This window comes from Rhizobium sp. RU35A (genome assembly GCF_900156005.1).
In the GTDB taxonomy this organism is placed as follows: Bacteria; Pseudomonadota; Alphaproteobacteria; order Rhizobiales; family Rhizobiaceae; genus Neorhizobium; species Neorhizobium straminoryzae.
Map to the genome: position 1 here is coordinate 339,740 of NZ_FTMR01000002.1, position 17,980 is coordinate 357,719.

Below are 17,980 nucleotides of genomic sequence, written 5' to 3' on the forward strand. Positions count from 1 at the left end.
TGCCCCAAAGCCGTGCTGGAACCCATGATGTGTGACGTTTACACCTATCTGAGCCGCGATCCGTTCACGTCGATTTCGCTCCTGAAGTATCTGCAGTCCTATCCGCAGGATACCGAGAGCTTTCACGTGCGCGGAGAGGAGGGGGAGGCCGTGCTGGTGCTTTTGCAGGTTGCGGCCAGCCCCTATGACCGCGAGACCTATCCGGGCGCAGCATTCGTCTGTTTCATCGCGAGCGACGGCCCCAATCTGACGCGCCGGCTGCTCGACCATGTGCCATGCGGCGTGAGCGTCGTCTTCAAGCTGGCAGCAGAGGCAGATCGCGCTGTCGTGGCAGAGGGGTTTGATCTCAGACGCACGACAAGCTTCCTGTCCTTCACCGGCAGCTTTGGCGCACCATCTCTCCAGACAGATCCACGGCTGCCGATGACGGACGATCCGCTGCCGCAGGCCTGGTCCCTGCTGGAGGCGCGGGGCTATCAGCGCGACTGGCTTATGCCGCTGCTGGCATCGGGCCATGCCTTCGTGGTGGAAGATAGCCATGGCGATGATGTCGCATCGGTCTGCTTTGCCTTCCAGAACCACGGTCATATCTGGGAAGTCGGCGGGCTTTCGACGCGGCCGGATCGTCGGCGTCAGGGCCATGCCGCACGCGTCGTCGGCTCCGCGATCGCCGAACTTGCAAGGCGCGGTGTCCAGGGGCGTTATGTGGTGGAAGAAACGAACCGGCCCTCTGTGCAGCTTGCCCAGGCGATCGGCCTGCAGCATGTGCTGACGCTCACGCATTTTCTCGCCTCTGCGCCTTGCGCAGGCGATCCTGCCATCGGAATGCTTTCATGAAGCTGCAACTGATCCGCAATGCAACGCTCCGGCTTGCCTATGCCGGTCGTGTCATCCTGATCGATCCCTATTTTGCGCCGAAACACAGCCTGCCCTCCTATGCGGGCAGATCGAACAATCCACTGGTCGATCTGCCGATGCCGGTCGAGGCGATCCTGCAGGATGTCAACCTGGTCATCGTCTCGCATCTGCATTCCGATCATTTCGATTCGGTTGCCAGAGCACGTCTGCCGAAAGACATGCCAATCCTGTGTCAGCCGGGGGACGAGGAGACGCTGCGATCGGCGGGCTTCGTCGATGTCACTCCGCTTGCGACGGCACTTCACTGGAACGGCATCACGATCACCCGACGGGATGGCAGCCATGGCCTTGGAGCTGTGCTGGCAGAGATGGGCTCAGTGATGGGCTTCAGCCTGACGGCGGCAGGGGAGCCGCACCTCTACTGGCTGGGAGACACCGTGCTCTATCCTCCGGTACTCGACACGATCCGGCAAACCGCGCCAGAGGTCATCGTCAGCCATGCCTGCGGGGCATACTGGGGCGAGGACCTGATCGTGATGGACGCCGCGCAAACCGTCGCCCTGTGCGAGGCGGCGCCGCTTGCCACCGTGGTCGCCACGCACATGGATTCACTCGATCATGCGACGGTGAGCCGTGCCGATCTTCGCGCCGCCGCTAAGGCGTACGGCCTTGGAGACCATCGCCTGCGCATTCCTGCGGACGCAGAGGAGATCATGTTTCCGGCACCACGGTGACGGATCCTCTGCCGCCTCGTCAATCGGCGCGGTGGTCAGGATGCCGGTCTTATACCCAGCCCATCAGTTCGCGGCGCACCACATGCTCGATCACCGCCATGCCCTCCTGGCTGTCGTTGAGGCAGGGAATGTGGGCAAACTTTTCGCCGCCATTGTGGAGGAAATCCTCGCCGGCTTCCTCGGCGATTTCCTCCAGCGTTTCCAGGCAGTCGGAGACGAAGCCGGGATTGAGGATGGCGATACGCTTGACGCCGTCCTTGGCCAGCTTTTCCACGGTCTTGTCGGTATAGGGCTGCAGCCATTCCTCCGGCCCGAAGCGGGACTGGAACGTGACCATCAGCTTCTCCTTCGACCAGCCCAGCCGGTCGCGCAGCAGGCGCGTCGTCTTGTAGCACTGGCAGTGATAGGGATCGCCCTTCTTGAAATAGGACATCGGGATGCCGTGATAGGAGGTGATCACGATCTCGGGCTCCCAGTCGAGCGTGGCGAGATGCTTCTCGATCGAGGTCGCCAGCGCATCGATATAGACCGGGTCGTCGTGATAGCGGGGCACGGTGCGCAGCGCCGGCTGCCAGCGCATCTTCAGAAGCGCCTTGAAGGCCTCGTCATTGACGGTGGCGGTCGTGGCAGCGGCATATTGCGGATAGAGCGGGAAGAGCAGGATCTTCTCGCAGCCCGCCTTCTGCATCTCGTTCATCTTGGCCTGGATCGCCGGCTGGCCGTAGCGCATCGCCCAGTCCACATGCACATGCGGCATGTCCTTGAAGCGTTCGGCGAGCTTTTCCGCCTGGTTGCGGGTGTAGGTGCGCAGAAAACTCTCGTCGAGTTCCTTGTTCCAGATCGACTCATAGGCCTTGCCGACCTTCTGCGGCCGCTTGTTCAGGACGATGCCGTAGAGGATCGGATACCAGAACAGGCGCGACCATTCGATCACGCGGCGGTCCGTAAGGAACTCCTCCAGATAGCGGCGCATGGACTTGTAGTCCGTGCCATCCGGCGTGCCGAGATTGACGAGCAGGACGCCCACCTTGCCGAAGCGGACCTCAGGATGATCGGCGGGCAGGTGGACGGCGGAGGCATTGATCATTTCGGTTTTCCTGGGCGCAAGGGGAGTATCCGGTCTGAATACGCAATCCGGATGCGAACGGTTTTATCTAGGAATAAAAAACGGCCCGGGGAAGCCCCGGGCCGTCGGCAACCTCGTGACAAAAGGTCTTACTTCTTCGGCGCCACGTAGCCGGCCGGCGTCGCATCGGTGATACGGCCATCGGTATAGGGCTTGTAGGGGTTGTGTGCCGTCAGGTAGTCGGCCACCGTCTGCTCCAGATTCGGTCCGAAGTCGTAGGGGTTGACGGCATTGGTGGCGAACATCTTGAAGCCATCGCCGCCGCTGCGGACATAGTTGTTGGTGACGACGCCATAGGTCTTGGCCGGATCGAGCGCGACAAAGGCATCGCCTTCCTTGACCAGGACGTTGCTGACGCGGCTGCCGACCGGCTTGGAGCGGTCGAAGGTATATTTCAGCCCGCCGACCTGTGCAAAGCGACCGGCGCCATCCTCGATCTGGCTGACGCCGTTCTCGAGCGCCGCCTGGATATCGGCGCCCTTGATCTGGAAGGTGGCGATGGTGTTCTGGAACGGAAGTACCGTCAGCACTTCGCCCATGGTCACGTCGCCCTGGTCGATGGAGGCACGCAGACCGCCGCCATTGACGATGGCAATCGTGATGCCCTGGTTCTTGACGCGGTCAAGCGAGGCGTCGGCAACCAGATTGCCCATGGTGCATTCCACGGCGCGGCAGGTCTTGCGGTCGCCATCGATCGTGGCCTCGGAAACGCCGACCACCTTCTTCTTCAGCTCTTCGAGCGGTGCGCCGAGTTCCTTCACCTTGGCGGTGTAGGCTTCGTCAGGTGTCACGGAGGCATCGAGCAGCTTCGGTGCGCCGGTCGCGGACTTCACCACACCCTTGTCGTCGAAGGTCACCGTCAGCTCGCCGAGATACTTGGAATAGGCATAGGCGGTAACGACCGGAACCTCGACGCCCGACGGGTTCTTCACCATGGTCGGGTAGGGGCCGGAAGACTTGGAATCGGTGGAGGAGAGATAGGTGTGGCTATGGCCGCCGACGATGACGTCGATACCGTCCACGGCTGCGGCGATCTCCTGATCCTTGTTGTAACCGACATGGGTCAGCGCAATGATCTTGTTGACCCCCTGCGCCTGGATCTCCTTCACCGCCGCCTTCAGATAGGTGACCTCGTCCTCGAACTTGATGTCCGGACCGGGCGAGGAGGTCTCGGCGGTGTCGGTTGCCAGAACAGAGACAACAGCCACCTTCTGGCCGCCGATCTCCTTGATCACGTAGCCCTTGTACTTGCCGTCGAGAAGCGAGCCCTTGGCCGGCACGGTGTTGCCGGAGATGATCGGGAACTTCAGCGCACCGATGAACTTGTTGAGTTCCTGCGGACCGTCATCGAATTCGTGGTTGCCGATGGCCATCACGTCGAAACCGATGCCGTTCATGAAGTCGGCAACGGGTGCGCTCTTGAACGTGCTGTAGAACAGCGAGCCCTGAAACTGGTCGCCGGCGTCGAGAACCAGCACGTTGGCGCCGGGTTTGGCCTTGCGGAAGCCGTCGATGGCGCTCTTCACGCGGGCGATGCCGCCGAAGCACTCCTTCGCCTCCTGCTCCTTTGCAGTGCAGGTTGAATCGTACTTGTTGATCGCTTCGATGCGTGAATGCAGGTCGTTGATGTGGAGGATGTCAAGCTGGTAGTCCGCAAAGGCCACGCCGGTGGACAGGGCGAAGGTCGCCGCGGCCACGATACTGAAACCTACTCTTTTGATCATCCCGATATTCTCCTTTTGCCTGGGCGACGTCCCATGCGCCCGTTCCGCCTGCTTCTTAGTTGTGATTTGTGACACGCATGCCATGACGCATGTTTTCATCGCGGTCACGCGACTTCAAGCGAAATATGACAGTGGTGAGGTGTTTGTGGGTGTGCAACCAAAAGCAGAAACCCCGCCGGAGCGGGGTTTCGGGCATGCGGGAATTGTGGATGATCAGCCGCGGCGGGTCAGCGAGAACTGCGAGCCGGTGTCGGAGGTGCAGTTCAGCTGCGTCGGGGTGACCAGAGCGCAATTGACGCGCGACTGGGTACGCCGCACGATGGACGTCATGTTGATTTCCACCAGCGTCGGCGAGGTATTGATATAGGTGCCCGAGGCGAGAAGGGCGTTGTTGTCTGTGGAGCGCGTGTTGAACGTGCCGCCCTGGAACGTGGACACGATGCCGTTCGGATCGACCCAGGCACCCTCGACACCCTGCGGCTGCGCGGGTGGCATCGGACGCGGCTCCGGGGATGATACACAGGCCGACAGCATCATGGCGGCAGCAACGAGCGCGAGGCTCCCTTTGATCTTCATTCTTTCGTCTCCCGCGATTCGAGCGCAGTATCGTCAGGCCCGACGATGGCGCGAACGCTAATCTAATGCAAGGCGGCCGCTTTGACAGGGGCCGCCCCGCGGACATTCAGGGCCGTATCCCGATCCCGGAGGCAGGACTTACGTCCGCACCAGGATGTTCCGGAACTGCCACGGATCCTTCTCGTCCAGATCCTCGGGGAAGAGGCCCGGGCGGCCATCGAGCGGTGTCCAGTCGGTATAGTGACCCTCAACCGGGCCAAGATAGGGCGACTGCACTTCGAGGCAGCGCTTGTAATCCATCTCGTCGGCTTCCACGATGCCGGCCTGCGGGTTTTCCAGCGCCCAGACCATGCCGGCGAGCACGGCAGAGGTGACCTGCAGACCGGTGGCGTTCTGGTAGGGGGCGATCCGGCGCGTTTCTTCGAGAGAAAGGCGCGAGCCGTACCAGTAGGCATTCTTGTCGTGGCCGTAGAGCAGCACGCCAAGTTCGTCGACGCCATCGACCAGTTCGTTCTCGTCGAGAACATGCAGCACCGGCTGTGCATTGCCGCCATTGCCGAACATTTCGTGCAGCGACAGAACCGCGTCATTGGCCGGGTGATAGGCATAATGGCAGGTCGGGCGGTAGACGGCTTCGCCATCCTTCTCGACGGTGAAGAAGTCGGCGATCGAGATCGACTCGTTATGGGTCACGAGGAAGCCGTATTGCGGGCCGGGCGTCGGGCACCAGGTGCGTACGCGGGTATTGGCGCCGGGCTGCTCCAGATAGATGGCGGCCTTGCAGCCCTTCTTGTGCTTTTTGGCGTTCTTCGGCATCCACTTTTCGTGCGTGCCCCAGCCGAGTTCCGAGGGCTGCAGGCCTTCCGAGATGAAGCCTTCGACCGACCACGTGTTCCAGAACACGTTGAGCGGCTTCGGGTTCTTGGTGCGCTGGGTGTCGCGCTCGGCAATGTGAATGCCCTTGACGCCGACCTTCTTCATCAGCTTGGCCCAGCCTTCGCGATCATCGAAGGCCGGCTCCTCGATCTCGAGGCCGACATCCTTGGCGACGTTCAGCAGGGCCTGCTTGACGAACCAGGAGACCATGCCCGGATTGGCGCCGCAGCAGGAAACGGCCGTCGTGCCGCCCGGGTTCTTCTTCTTTTCCTGGCGCACGGTTTCGCGCAGCGCATAATTGGTGCGGTCGGCATTCTTCATGCTCTTGTCGAAGTAGAAGCCGAGCCAGGGCTCCACGACGGTGTCGATATAGAGCACGTCCAGCTTGCGGCAGAACTTGATGAGATCGAGCGAGCCGGTATCGACCGAGAGGTTGACGCAGAAGCCCTGGCCTTCGCCTTCGGTCAGCAGCGGCTTCAGCAGCTCCTTATAATTGTCCTTGGTGACATGCGCCTGGATGAACTTTACGCCGTGTTGTTCCAGGATCGCCTTGTCGTCGTCACGCGGGTCGATGACCACCATGCGGCTCTTGTCGAACTTGAAGTGCCTCTCGATCAGCGGCAGCGTGCCGCGGCCGATGGAGCCGAAGCCGATCATGACGATCGGACCGGTGATTTCGGCATAAACCGGATGGGTGGTTTCAGTCATCTGTAGCTCCTTCGGTCCCTCGGATCTTCAAGCAGTGAGGGCCGTGTTGCGGCAAGGTTACGTGCGCGTATGCGGCGTCTAGACCACAAATCGCTCACACAATAAAGAGGGCGAACACAACAGGCCTATGGCAGAACCTGTGAAAGTTGGAGGCTTTCGGCCTCCTCCGTCAGCCGTGTGATCAACGCCTCGCGTTTGCGCGACAGACCCTTGTAGGCGGCCTGTTCCTTGCTCATTGCGCCAAGCTGTTGGGCAAGGGCGCGCATCAGGCCTGCGCCGTCCGCCTCGCGGGCAAGGGCTGCGATCGGATCGAGATAGATGCGGATGGTGAACAGGATGTCGCCGCTCTCCGACAGCTTGCGCAGCGTCTGGCGCTCGACACGCAGCACCGCCTCCTCCGGCGGCAGGTCCGGCATCACCCGCTGGCTCTTCGCCTTGGGCAGGAACAATTCGTCCGTCCAGTTCAGCGACCAGTTGAGCCGCTTGACGGCGCGATCGGCCGGCAGGCGGTCGAACATGCGGTTGATGAGGTCCGCATTGCGGCTGCCGCCCTGGAAATCCGGCACCTCCGCATGCACCTCGTCCATCACGCGGCCGAACTTTTCCTCGAGCGACCAGGAGGAGGGAAAGGCGACGAAGGCGGCGGCGATGCGCCAGCCGGCATCTCCCCGGCGCATCAGGACGAGATCGTCCTGCACCAGAAGCCCTGCGGTTTCGAGGGCGGGCCGGGCGGCATCGGCAAGGGTCACCGCCGGTCCGGCCTCGATCTCGATGCGGTCCTCCGTTCTACGGTAAATGCCCGGATGACGCTCCGGCAGGTAGGCGGCAAGCAGCGCCAGCACCTCGGCCTGCGCCCCTTCCGTGCCGGCCTCGGCCTTGAAGATCATGTCGCGGTGGCTGGCGAGCAACCGGCGCTTTTCCGCGAGATAGGCGGCAAGATCGCCATCCGGCTCGATCCAGTCGGCCAGATCAAGCTGCGCAAGCCCTATGGTGAAGGGCGTCGCGGAGCCGTCATAGGGGGTATAGGTGGGCATGGCGTTTTCCTGGAGGTGGGGCGCACGCGTACGGTCTCAGCCGGCAGCGGCAAGCTCGGCGGGGATAAGGCCCCGCAGCGAATTGCCGACGAAGAGCTTGGCGCCCTCCAGATCCTTCGGCAGCAGCACTTCCGAGCGGGCCCTGCGCTCGCGGATCAGTTCGGCGCGCAGCACGCCCGGCAGCAGGCCGCTGTTGAGCGGCGGCGTCACCAGCTGCCCGTCCGCCGCTTCGACGAAGAGATTGGTGATGGTGCCCTCGCATACCTCGCCGCGCTCGTTGAGCAGCAGAACCTCGTCGGCCTCCTCGGACGAAAACTCGGCGCGTGCGATCTCGTAGGGTTCGCGCCGCGTCGTCTTGTGGCGGTAGAGCGCATCGTCGGACACCATCCGGTGACTGGCGATCCGCAGGCGCCAGACCTTGCCCTCGGGTTCCGGCACGAAGGGCGTGGCCGTCACCTCGATCTTGCCGCGATAAGTCATCGTGAGGCGCACGCGCATCGGGTCGGAACCCGACACATGCTCCTTCAGCTGCTCCAGCACCTGCTGCGGCCCGCGAAAGCCCAGCGCATCGGCCGAGCGCGTCAGGCGCCGCACATGCTGGTCGAGCCTCAGAAAGCCCTGTTCCGGTTCCCAGCGCAGCGTTTCGATCAGCAGGAAATCCGCTGCCGGTTTACTGCGAAGCGCGCTTTTAGAAGACATTCTTCATATTCCGTCTCGGCCTTCGAATCGAACACGATGCCGCCGCCGACATTGAAGACGGCATTGCCCGTCTTGAAAAGGGTCAGCGTGCGGATGGCCACTGAAAAACGCATGGGTCCGGCCGGATCGCACCAGCCGATCGCCCCGCAATAGACGTCGCGGGGGCCCGTCTCCAGTCTGCCGAGAATCTGCATGGCCCACATTTTGGGCGCGCCCGTGACCGAGCCGCAGGGAAACAGCGCGTCGAGGATCTCCGGCAGGCCGATCTCCGCCCGAAGCTTCGCCTGAACGTGGCTGACCATCTGGTGCACGGTCGGATAGGTCTCGATGGCAAACAGCTTGGGCACGGAGAGCGTGCCGACCTCGGTGATGCGCGAGATGTCGTTGCGCAGCAGATCGACGATCATGCGGTTTTCGGCCTGGGTCTTCTCGTCCGAGAGCATGGCGGCAATGATCGCCTCGTCTTCGGCCGCATCGGTGCCGCGGGCTGCTGTCCCCTTCATCGGATGCGTCTCGATCATCCGCGCCGCATCGACCTTGAAGAACAGTTCCGGCGAACGCGACAGGATGACGGGGCCGCTGCGCTCCGCCTCCAGATCGATCAGCGCGCCGTAGCGGACCGGCTGGCGCTCGACGAGCGACCAGAAGGCGCGGCGCGGATCGCCCCGGAAGCGCGCGGTGATCGGCATGGTGAGGTTCGCCTGATAGCAATCGCCCTGTCTGAGATGCCGGTGCAGGATGTCGAAGCGTGTCCGGTAGGCCGGAAAATCCCAGGCGGCCCGCGGCTCGGTGAGGAACGGGGCGGCTTCGTCCTCCGCCATCGTCCCGTCCGGCGGTGCTGCCAGCGGATGGTCGGGCGTTGCGGGGTGCTCGAACAGACCCATGCAGATCAGCGGCGTCTCGCGATTGGCGACGATCAGATGCCGCAGCTTCTCCTCGAAGATATGCCCTGCCTCATAGGAGATGTAGCCGGCCAGCCAGAACCCCGCGCGCCGTGCCGCCTCCAGCCGTGCCAGCGCCGGCAGGATCTCGTCCGCACGGCGTGCGACGACGATCTCCACCGGCTGCGTGAAGAGCAGGCTCTTCTGGGCCCGGTCATCGCGGAACAGGGCGTAGGCGGAAGGGGAGGGCGCTTGCAAGGGATCGTTTCACCAATCTCGGCCGGAAGGTGGCGGGCTCATAGCGTGCCCGCGTTCCACCGGCAAGGCGCCCGTCAGCCAGCCACCGCGGCAGCGACCCGGTATGACGATTCGGTATCGAGTTGCCGCACCATATCGGCAATCGCGTCCGGATCGGCCAGCCTGCCGAATTCCTGCCCGCCAAAGCCAAACAGAAACGATGCCAGCCGCGGATTGTAGAGTGCGTGGGTCTGGATGTTCGGAAAGGCGGCGGTGATTTCGCCCACCGACATATGCGGCAGGATATCGGCGACCTGCACGCCAAGAACATAGAAATCCTCGTCCGGCCAGCCAGCGCCCGGCATGTCCGGAGCGATGGTATCCCACAGTTCATCGATGAACTGCCGGGTCGCAGTTTTATCCCCCGTGAAGCGCGATCTGAGGCGGTCTCTCTGCGCGCCGGAAAAGCGCAGTTTGCGGGAGATGTATGGCCCGTCGTCCGGGAACGCCATTACGCCATCCTCAATTGATTGAAATCGATTATGATCCTCAGCCCAGAGGCACGCAAGATGCCTGCGACATTTTCAAGATGGGTAGCGGTGCGATCCAGTCCCAATCCATAGCGGCCTGACAGATTGTTGATCTCCCAGACATTGTCCCCCGGCAGAAAGGTTGCCTCGCCTGCGATCCGTCCAAGCTTGTCTTCATTGAGCAAGGACGGGTGGCCGAGCTTGCTCCATCCTGACTGCTGCAGCATAGCCTTGATGTCGTTAATGAGCGGTATTCGCCGGTCACCGTCTGAAAACGCTTCCTCGACGGCGATGCGGAGCGCGCCCTCCCGATCGATGATCCACAGGATGGTAACGCCGCCGCTTAAAAAGCCTGAAAGCGCGCAACTCTCCTGAACGGCGCGCATGAAACCGACGATACCCGGCGCATCGTCCGTCTCTGCCAGCATGACCAGCGACCTGGGGGCGAACATGTCTTCCCCTTGCCGCAGGCCGTGCGCCTGCGGCGGGACGGCACTGCCGTATCGCTGATCCAGATCCATGGCATCCCCCCCGTTTCGGCCAATTCAGCCTGTGCGGGAAGATGCTGTCAAGATGCAATCAGGCCTGTTCCAGCTCGTCGATCAGCCCCTCGATCATCGAAAGCCCCTTGCTCCAGAAGGCCGGATCGGTGGCGTCGAGGCCGAAGGGGGCGAGCAGCTCCGAATGGTGCTTGGTGCCGCCGGCCTTCAGCAGCTCGAAATACTTCTGCTGGAAGCCGCTTTCGGCGTTCTGGTAGACGGCGTAGAGCGAGTTCACCAGGCAGTCGCCGAAGGCGTAGGCGTAGACGTAGAAGGGCGAGTGGATGAAGTGGGGGATGTAGGTCCACCAGGTTTCATAGCCTTCCGAGATGCGGATTGCCGGTCCCAGGCTCTCGCTCTGCACCGAAAGCCAGAGTTCACCGATCTGCTCGGCGGTCAGCTCGCCCTCGCGTCGCGCCGTGTGCACCTTGCGCTCGAAATCATAGAAGGCGATCTGTCGCACGACCGTGTTGATCATATCCTCCACTTTCTGGGCGAGCATGGCCTTGCGTTCACGCCGGTCGGTGGTGCGCTCCAGCAGCGCGCGGAAGGTCAGCATCTCGCCGAACACGGAGGCGGTTTCGGCGAGCGTCAGCGGTGTCTGGCACATCAGCGCGCCCTGTTCGCCGGCCAGCACCTGGTGCACGCCATGCCCCAGTTCATGGGCGAGCGTCATGACGTCGCGCGGCTTGCCGAGATAGTTGACGAGCACATACGGGTGGGCGGAGGGCACGGTCGGATGGGCGAAGGCGCCCGGCGCCTTGCCGGGGCGGGCGGGGGCATCGATCCAGCCCTCCTCGAAGAAGCGGCCGGCAATCGCCGCCATTTCCGGCGCAAAGCGGCCATAGGCCGACAGCACCGTGTCCTTGGCCTCATTCCAGGGGATCAGCGCGGTGGGGCTTTCCGGCAGCGGCGCGTTGCGATCCCAGAAATTCATCTGCTCCATGCCGAGCCATTTCGCCTTCATCGCGTAATAGCGATGGGAGAGGCGCGGATAGGCCTCGCGCACGGCTGCCGCCAGCGCATCCACGACCTCGCGCTCGACGCGGTTTGCGAGATGGCGGGAATCGGCAATGTCCTCGAAGCCGCGCCAGCGGTCGCCGATTTCCTTGTCCTTGGCGAGCGTGTTGGTGATCAGCGTGAAGACACGCAGGTTTTCACCGAAGGTCTTGGAGAGGGCTTCGGCAGCCTTGCGGCGCTTGCCCTCTTCCGGTTCCTGCAAAAGGTTCAGCGTGCGCTCGAGCGGCAGTGTCTCCCCGTCGATCTCGAAGCGCAGGTCTGCCATCGTCTCGTCGAACAGGCGGTTGAAGGCGCCGGCGCTGGTCATGGATTTTTCCAGGAACAGCTGTTCCAGCCGGTCGTCCAGCTGGAAGGGCTTGTCCTTGCGCAGGTCGAGCAGCCAGGGCGCATAATGGGCAGCGGCCTCATCGGCTTTCAGGCAGGCCTCGAGCACCGCATCCTCGATGCGGTTCAGCTCCAGCGGGAAGAACAGGAGATGGGCGGAGAGATCCGTCAGCTTTGCCTGCACGTCGCCGAAGAACTTGCCGTTGGCCGGGCTTGCCGTATCCGAATAATAGGTGAGGCCGGCGAAGGAGCCGATGCGGCCGACGAGATCGTCCAGCGCCTCGTATTCGGCAATTGCCGCTCCCAGTCCCTCGGCGCCCGTGCGGGCGGCGGCGTCTGAAAGTCTGCCCTTCCATTTCGCCTCGAAGGCAAGGGCCATCTCCATGGAGCGGGCAAGATCGTTAACAAATTCGGCACTGTCACGCGCTGGATAGAGATCCTCGAGCTTCCAGCTCGGCAAATCGCCAAGATCGGCATCGGACGGACTTGCGGAGGTGGCTCCATTCGATACAAAGGGAATATGCCTGAAAAGGTTGCTGTGACTGGCGGAAAAGGCGGATAACACGATCTGGCTCCCTTGTAATCTCTGATATATTCGGGTCTCTGGTTGTTTTCATGGCTGGCGGGTAAAATGCAAGCATTTCTCAAAACGGGATGTTTAAGCCTGCCTGAGACAACCTTGCATACTGGGTCCCGCTGTGGGACAAAGACATGATTCTGGAGCGAGCATGACGGCCCATATTCTTGTTGTCGACGATGATCCCGTTCAGCGGCGCCTCCTGAAGAACGCCGTGGAGCGCTACGGGCATGCCGCCCATCTGGCCGAGAACGGCCGGATCGCGCTGGAGTTCCTCAAGCGCAATCCAAGCCAGTTCAACGTCATCGTGCTGGACCTGATGATGCCGGAACTCGATGGCCTCGGTTTCCTTCAGGCGGCGGGCGAGATGGGGATCGACACTCCCGTGATCGTCCAGACCGGCCAGGGCGGCATCGATACCGTCGTTCAGGCCATGCGGGCCGGCGCCTTCGATTTCGTCGTGAAGCCCGTGTCGCCGGAGCGGATCGCAGCCTCGATTTCCAATGCGCTCAAGGTCGATCATCGCGAGGCGAAGGTAAGGGCGGTGCGCGGTGATCGCGGCACCAGCGTCAGCTTCGGCGACATCGTCTCGGCAAGCCCCGAAATGCTTCGGGTCATCGATCTCGCCCAGCGTGCTGCGCAATCGAACATTCCCGTGGTGCTGGAAGGCGAATCGGGCGTCGGCAAGGAAATGATCGCGCGTGCCATCCAGGCCGGCGGCGAGCGTGCCTCCAAGCCCTTCATCACCGTCAATTGCGGTGCCATTCCCTCCAACATGGTGGAAAGCGTGCTCTTCGGCCATGAGAAGGGGGCTTTCAGCGGTGCGACGGAACGCCATGTGGGCAAGTTCGTCGAGGCCGATGGCGGCACGCTCTTCCTCGACGAGATCGGCGACCTGCCGCTTGACGTGCAGGTGAAGCTTCTGCGCGCCGTGCAGCAGGGCGAGATCGAGATCGTCGGTGCCGGCAAGACGCAGAAGGTGGATGTGCGTCTCGTCTCCGCCACCAACAAGGACCTGATCGAGGAAGTGCGTGCCGGCCGCTTCCGCGAAGACCTCTACTACCGGCTCAATGTCTTCCCGATCACCATTCCGGCACTGCGCCGGCGCAAGGAGGATATTCCGCATCTCGCCCGCGTGTTCACCGAGCGTTTTTCGGGAGAACAGAAACTGGAGCATGCGCTGCATGTCGGTCCGGGTGCGCTGGCGCTTCTGACCGCCTATGACTGGCCGGGCAATATCCGCCAGCTGGAAAACGCCATTTTCCGCGCCGTGGTGCTGGCCGAAGGGCCGGAACTGACGGAAAAGGATTTTCCGCAGATCGCCGCCCAGATCCCGGACTTCCAGAGCCCGGAACTTCTGGCAACCGCGGCAGAGCCGCTCAATGCCGACGACGCCGACGAATCAGACGCCGGCTTTGCCGAGGCCTATCGCCAATCCCGCGCCGAATCGGCGCTCGCGCATCCGATGTTCGGGGGACCTGAGAACATCATCGTGAGCACCGACGAGACAGGAGAGGTTCGCAAGCTTGCCGATGTGGAGGAGGAACTCATCCGCTTCGCGCTGAAATTCTATCGCGGCCAGATGAGTCAGGTGGCGCGCAAGCTCGGCATTGGCCGTTCGACGCTCTACCGCAAGCTCAAGGATTACGGGATCGATCCTGACGACCCTTTGAAGGAGGCGGCGTAACCCCCACGCCGCCTCACACCCACTGAGCCTGCCTTCGAAAATTCGCATATTCATTCTCGGGCAAGTATGTTCGGTCATCCTTCGTCAACCTTTCGGTAGGGATTTGTTGACTATGAAGGAAGGGCTTGTGAACGTGTGGCAGATTTGCCATCGTGTAACCGCAATTCACGGTCATGTGAGACAACGCCTGATGTTGTCTGTCAGACGGGGAACGACTTGCCGTATCAGTATGCAGTTTCAACGCCTTCGGGTGACAACGGATGGCGGCCTGTCAGGCGCTTGCTTCAAGCCTTCTTGAAGCGCGTCGCGGTTGCCTTCCTCTCGCTGGCGCTCAGCGTCACTGCTGTGTCGGTGCAGGTCGGCCAGGCCGCGGCTGCGGGTGAGACCCGGAGCCTGAAACTTTATTTCGTCCACACGGGCGAATATGCGGAAATCACCTTCAAGCGGAATGGCCGTTTCGATCCGAAGGGCCTGCAGCAGTTGAACCAGTTCCTGCGGGACTGGCGGCGCAACGAACCGACCCGCATGGACCCGCGCCTGTTCGATCTGGTCTGGGAAGTCTATCGCCGCGTCGGCGCCACCGATTACATCCATGTCGTCTCTGCCTATCGTTCTCCCACCACCAACGGCATGCTGCGGTCGCGCACCAAGGGCGTGGCGAAGAACAGCCAGCACATGCAGGGCAAGGCGATGGACTTCTTCATTCCGGGCGTGAAGCTTGCCACGCTGCGCCGCACGGCGATGCAGCTGCAGGTGGGCGGCGTCGGCTTCTATCCCACCTCCGGATCGCCCTTCGTGCATCTTGATGTCGGCAGCGTGCGTGCCTGGCCGCGCATGCAGCGCGATGAACTGGTGCAGCTGTTCCCGAACGGCAATACCATGCACATTCCCGCCGATGGCAAGCCGCTGCCGGGCTACGAGCAGGCTGTTGCCGATTACAAGCGTCGTGTCGGCGCCGATTCGATCCAGATCGCCGGTACGGCCGGCAGTGTCGGCTCCTCCAGCCAGCGCAAGCGCGGCGATACGCTGATGGCCATGCTGTTTGGCGGCGGCGACGAAGATGAGGATGCCGAAACCATTTCCGCTCCGGCACCGCGTGCAGCCGCTGGCGCCCGTGCGCCCGTTCAGGCCGCGGCCGAGGCGGATGAGGAAGGCGCGCCCGCGCAGCCCTCCACCCCCGCAAGGCCGATGCAGGCCGCGCCCGTTCAGGCCGCACCGCCTCAGGCTCCCGTAGCCGTTGCCGCGCTTTCTCCTGACATGACCGCCCCGGTTCCGTTGGCGCGCCCGGCCTTCCGCGAGGCGCCGCAGGGCGGCGGTCTTGCCACGGCGCTTCTGCCCTCGTCGCGCAATGCGGCGCAGGAGGCGCTGCAGGCGGCCCTTCCGGCAACGCCCGCAACGCCGATGGCGCGGCCGGATGAAGCTCGCCCGGTCGATCTGGCCGGCATGGTCGTGCCGGTGCCCACGCTTCTTGGTCCGCGCCGCCAGCAGGGCGAAGCCGAGCCTGCCAGAATCGTGACCGCCTCCGTCAACAGCACCGAAACCGGTGCCGCCATGCTGGCCGCCGTGCCGCTGCCGGCGCATCGTCCGGATGCGGCTTTGTCGTCTGCCGAAGTCGCGACGGGACCGCAAGCGGTTCCGCCGCTCTCCCGTCAGCCGGTGCTGACGCCAGGCATGCTGGCCGAGGTGGCCCGCAGCGCCAACTATTATCGAACCGCCGCGCATCAGCCCGCATCCGTTCAGTCCACGGCTGATCCCAATGTCGAAGTCGCCTCGGCCGCGCAGCCCTCTGCCAATGACGAGGTGGGCCGCATGATCTTCAACGATGGCTTTGATCCCCCCAAACCGTCGCCAGCCACCACTCCTGGCAAGGTGGTCAAGGGTGGCGCGGTGACGAAGCTGGGCGGAACCCCCGCCAATCCCGGCACCAAGGTTCTGACCGGTAATATGCTGGCCGCCTGGGCCACTGCCACCAAGCGGACCGACGCGGTTGCCTCGATGAAGGCGCCGCGCCTGATCACCCGGGCGATCAGCAGCGAATATTCGGCTGCCTATGGCGAGGGCTTCAAGCCCGTGTCGACTACGGCGAACATCGATCCCAACCGCTTCAGCGGTGGAAACACAGCCAAGCCCTGACCTGTTGCGGGCTGGCTGACGGCCGTCTCCAAAAACAAAATCCCGTCCACACCGGCAGGCGTGGACGGGATTTTTGCATTCCGGTCCGGTTTTTGCGTGAACGTCGCCGTTCAGGCGGCGTCTTCGTCCGGGGCAACCACCATGCCGAGCGCCTGCAGGTAGGTGTCGAGGATCAGGTCCTCTTCCATGCGCTCCTGCTCGTCCTTCTTGCGCAGCGCGATCACCTTCTTGAGGATCTTCGTGTCGAAGCCCATGGACTTTGCCTCGCCATAGACATCCTTGATGTCGTCGGCGATGGTCTTCTTTTCCTCTTCGAGTCGTTCGATGCGCTCGACAAAGGCGCGGAGTTGGTCGCGGGCGACGCCATGGGCATCAGACATCGGGGCCTCCTGTCTTTCGGACAATTTGAGTGGGTGCAGTCACCTGCCGTGAACGGAAGGCAAGGTCAAGGCGTTTCGCGGCAAGCCGCCTTCATTTGTGCGGGTTGTTCGCGGCGAAGGCGGCTTTCTGGCTGTCGCTCGCCTCGTTCTGGTAAAGCCGCTTCCAGTCCTCGTAGGGCATGCCATAGACCATCTCGCGGGAGGCATCCTTGCTGACGGGCAGGCCGCGCTCTTCGGCGGCCTCGCGATACCAGTTGGAGAGGCAGTTGCGGCAGAAGCCGGCGAGATTCATCAGGTCGATGTTCTGCACGTCGGTGCGCGTGCGCAGATGCGCGACGAGACGGCGGAAGGCAGCCGCTTCCAGTTCCAGGCGCTGCTGTTCGGTCAGGTCGCTCATCGGTATCCTCCGTGTCGGTGGCGTCGCTCAGGCATAGGGCCCGGTGCGTGAGGCGAAAATACGGTATTCGTGCAGGGCCGGATCGGCATTCAGGGTGGAAAAGATCGGTGCCAGCCGCTCGGCCCAGGCCGCGATGCCGGCCTCATCGCCGATCAGGTCCTGACGCACCTCCAGAAGCGCATGGGGAATGCCCTTCACCATGCAGTGGCGATACATGGTATCGCCCTTCAGCGCGCCGTCATAGGGCTCGTTGTCGCCGACAAGGATATCGCCGGGCGCGCGAAGGCCGGACAGCAGCGGCAGAACGGCGCGGTCATCGGTATCCCACAGCACGGCGGCATGCCAGGGGCGGGGCACGCCTTTCCAGGCCGGCGTATAGGAATGCAGGGACAGCACCAGCGGAGCCTTGCCGCTTGCTTCCGCAACCGCGGCGATTTCCGTTTCCACTGCTCGGTGATACGGCCGGTGATAGGTGTCGAGGCGGTGCTGCCACTCCGCCTCGGAAATCGGGTGGTTGCCGGGAATGATCGCGCCGTCGGAGATGCGCATGATCAGGGTCGGATCGTCCTCGCCGCGATTGGGATCGATCAGCAGCCGCGAGAAGCAGGAGAGGACGGCCGGCACGCCGAGCCGCGCGGCAAGCCGCCGGGTCAGCCCTTCCACGCCGATGTCATAGGCGATGTGCCGCGCAAAGGCCGCGTCATCGAGGCCGAGCGTGCCATAGGGCGCGGGCAGGCGGTTCATCGCGTGGTCCGCGAGAAGCACCATGCCCCTGTCATGATGACCGGCTATGATTTCATGAGAGGAGAATGCCTGCATTGCCATCCGCTTGCCGAAATTTGCATGTGTCTGGCATTGCTGTTCGCACGCTGCGGGGTGGCGGCGCAAGCCGAAACCCTGTGAAGTCAACCGGTAACCAAGCGATTATAATCGATTAGAT

The 17,980-nt window shown here is 62.9% G+C and carries 17 protein-coding genes; 4 read left to right on the plus strand and 13 right to left on the minus strand.

The window, feature by feature from the left end; genetic code table 11:
* Positions 1-27 precede the first annotated feature (27 nt).
* Complete coding sequence (locus tag F3H95_RS06165) at positions 28-837, plus strand: GNAT family N-acetyltransferase (protein ID WP_188134306.1); 810 nt, start codon at positions 28-30, stop codon at positions 835-837.
* Positions 834-1,592 carry an MBL fold metallo-hydrolase gene (locus F3H95_RS06170; protein ID WP_149745295.1) on the plus strand — a complete coding sequence of 253 codons (759 nt, stop codon included), beginning with the start codon at positions 834-836 and terminating at the stop codon, positions 1,590-1,592. Before F3H95_RS06165 ends, F3H95_RS06170 begins: the two co-directional genes overlap by 4 nt.
* Positions 1,593-1,641: 49 nt before the next feature.
* Here F3H95_RS06170 and hemH read toward each other — a convergent pair whose 3' ends face one another.
* From hemH to F3H95_RS06220, 10 genes are all read right to left on the minus strand, one after another.
* The gene (gene hemH / locus F3H95_RS06175; protein ID WP_149745296.1) at positions 1,642-2,679 is read right to left on the minus strand and encodes a ferrochelatase; all 1,038 of its coding nucleotides are present in this window, start codon (positions 2,677-2,679) and stop codon (positions 1,642-1,644) included.
* Between the two features lie 128 nt (positions 2,680-2,807).
* Positions 2,808-4,442 (minus strand): bifunctional metallophosphatase/5'-nucleotidase, encoded by a 1,635-nt coding sequence (locus F3H95_RS06180; RefSeq protein ID WP_149745297.1) that lies wholly within the window; start codon positions 4,440-4,442, stop codon positions 2,808-2,810.
* A gap of 213 nt (positions 4,443-4,655) precedes the next feature.
* Positions 4,656-5,018, minus strand: a complete 363-nt coding sequence (gene omp10 / locus F3H95_RS06185) for an outer membrane lipoprotein Omp10 (protein ID WP_143127723.1) — start codon at positions 5,016-5,018, stop codon at positions 4,656-4,658.
* Between the two features lie 138 nt (positions 5,019-5,156).
* Positions 5,157-6,602, minus strand: coding sequence for a homospermidine synthase (locus tag F3H95_RS06190; protein ID WP_143127724.1), 1,446 nt, complete (start codon positions 6,600-6,602; stop codon positions 5,157-5,159).
* A 125-nt stretch (positions 6,603-6,727) separates the two neighbouring features.
* Positions 6,728-7,636 (minus strand): DUF3445 domain-containing protein, encoded by a 909-nt coding sequence (locus F3H95_RS06195; protein WP_149745298.1) that lies wholly within the window; start codon positions 7,634-7,636, stop codon positions 6,728-6,730.
* 36 nt (positions 7,637-7,672) lie between these two features.
* Complete coding sequence (locus F3H95_RS06200) at positions 7,673-8,335, minus strand: aminotransferase class IV family protein (RefSeq protein ID WP_143127726.1); 663 nt, start codon at positions 8,333-8,335, stop codon at positions 7,673-7,675.
* The gene (locus tag F3H95_RS06205; RefSeq protein ID WP_149745299.1) at positions 8,284-9,474 is read right to left on the minus strand and encodes an aminodeoxychorismate synthase component I; all 1,191 of its coding nucleotides are present in this window, start codon (positions 9,472-9,474) and stop codon (positions 8,284-8,286) included. The genes F3H95_RS06200 and F3H95_RS06205 overlap by 52 nt, the downstream gene beginning before the upstream one ends.
* A gap of 74 nt (positions 9,475-9,548) precedes the next feature.
* The gene (locus F3H95_RS06210) at positions 9,549-9,965 is read right to left on the minus strand and encodes a hypothetical protein (protein WP_149745300.1); all 417 of its coding nucleotides are present in this window, start codon (positions 9,963-9,965) and stop codon (positions 9,549-9,551) included.
* Positions 9,965-10,504, minus strand: coding sequence for a hypothetical protein (locus tag F3H95_RS06215; RefSeq protein ID WP_149745301.1), 540 nt, complete (start codon positions 10,502-10,504; stop codon positions 9,965-9,967). The genes F3H95_RS06210 and F3H95_RS06215 overlap by 1 nt, the downstream gene beginning before the upstream one ends.
* Positions 10,505-10,562: 58 nt before the next feature.
* On the minus strand, positions 10,563-12,386 hold the full coding sequence (locus F3H95_RS06220; RefSeq protein ID WP_149745609.1) for a M3 family oligoendopeptidase: 1,824 nt from the start codon (positions 12,384-12,386) through the stop codon (positions 10,563-10,565).
* 208 nt (positions 12,387-12,594) lie between these two features.
* On the opposite strand from F3H95_RS06220, the gene F3H95_RS06225 reads away from it, so the two are divergent.
* Together F3H95_RS06225 and F3H95_RS06230 are read left to right on the plus strand one after the other, a co-directional pair.
* Complete coding sequence (locus F3H95_RS06225; RefSeq protein ID WP_143127730.1) at positions 12,595-14,130, plus strand: sigma-54 dependent transcriptional regulator; 1,536 nt, start codon at positions 12,595-12,597, stop codon at positions 14,128-14,130.
* A gap of 345 nt (positions 14,131-14,475) precedes the next feature.
* Positions 14,476-16,263, plus strand: a complete 1,788-nt coding sequence (locus F3H95_RS06230) for a DUF882 domain-containing protein (RefSeq protein WP_244617934.1) — start codon at positions 14,476-14,478, stop codon at positions 16,261-16,263.
* A gap of 110 nt (positions 16,264-16,373) precedes the next feature.
* On the opposite strand, the gene F3H95_RS06235 is transcribed toward F3H95_RS06230, so the two are convergent.
* From F3H95_RS06235 to F3H95_RS06245, 3 genes are all read right to left on the minus strand, one after another.
* On the minus strand, positions 16,374-16,643 hold the full coding sequence (locus F3H95_RS06235; protein WP_149745303.1) for a DUF2312 domain-containing protein: 270 nt from the start codon (positions 16,641-16,643) through the stop codon (positions 16,374-16,376).
* A gap of 91 nt (positions 16,644-16,734) precedes the next feature.
* Positions 16,735-17,040 (minus strand): DUF1244 domain-containing protein, encoded by a 306-nt coding sequence (locus tag F3H95_RS06240; RefSeq protein WP_149745304.1) that lies wholly within the window; start codon positions 17,038-17,040, stop codon positions 16,735-16,737.
* Between the two features lie 27 nt (positions 17,041-17,067).
* Positions 17,068-17,859, minus strand: a complete 792-nt coding sequence (locus tag F3H95_RS06245; RefSeq protein WP_149745610.1) for an N-formylglutamate amidohydrolase — start codon at positions 17,857-17,859, stop codon at positions 17,068-17,070.
* Positions 17,860-17,980: the final 121 nt, after the last annotated feature.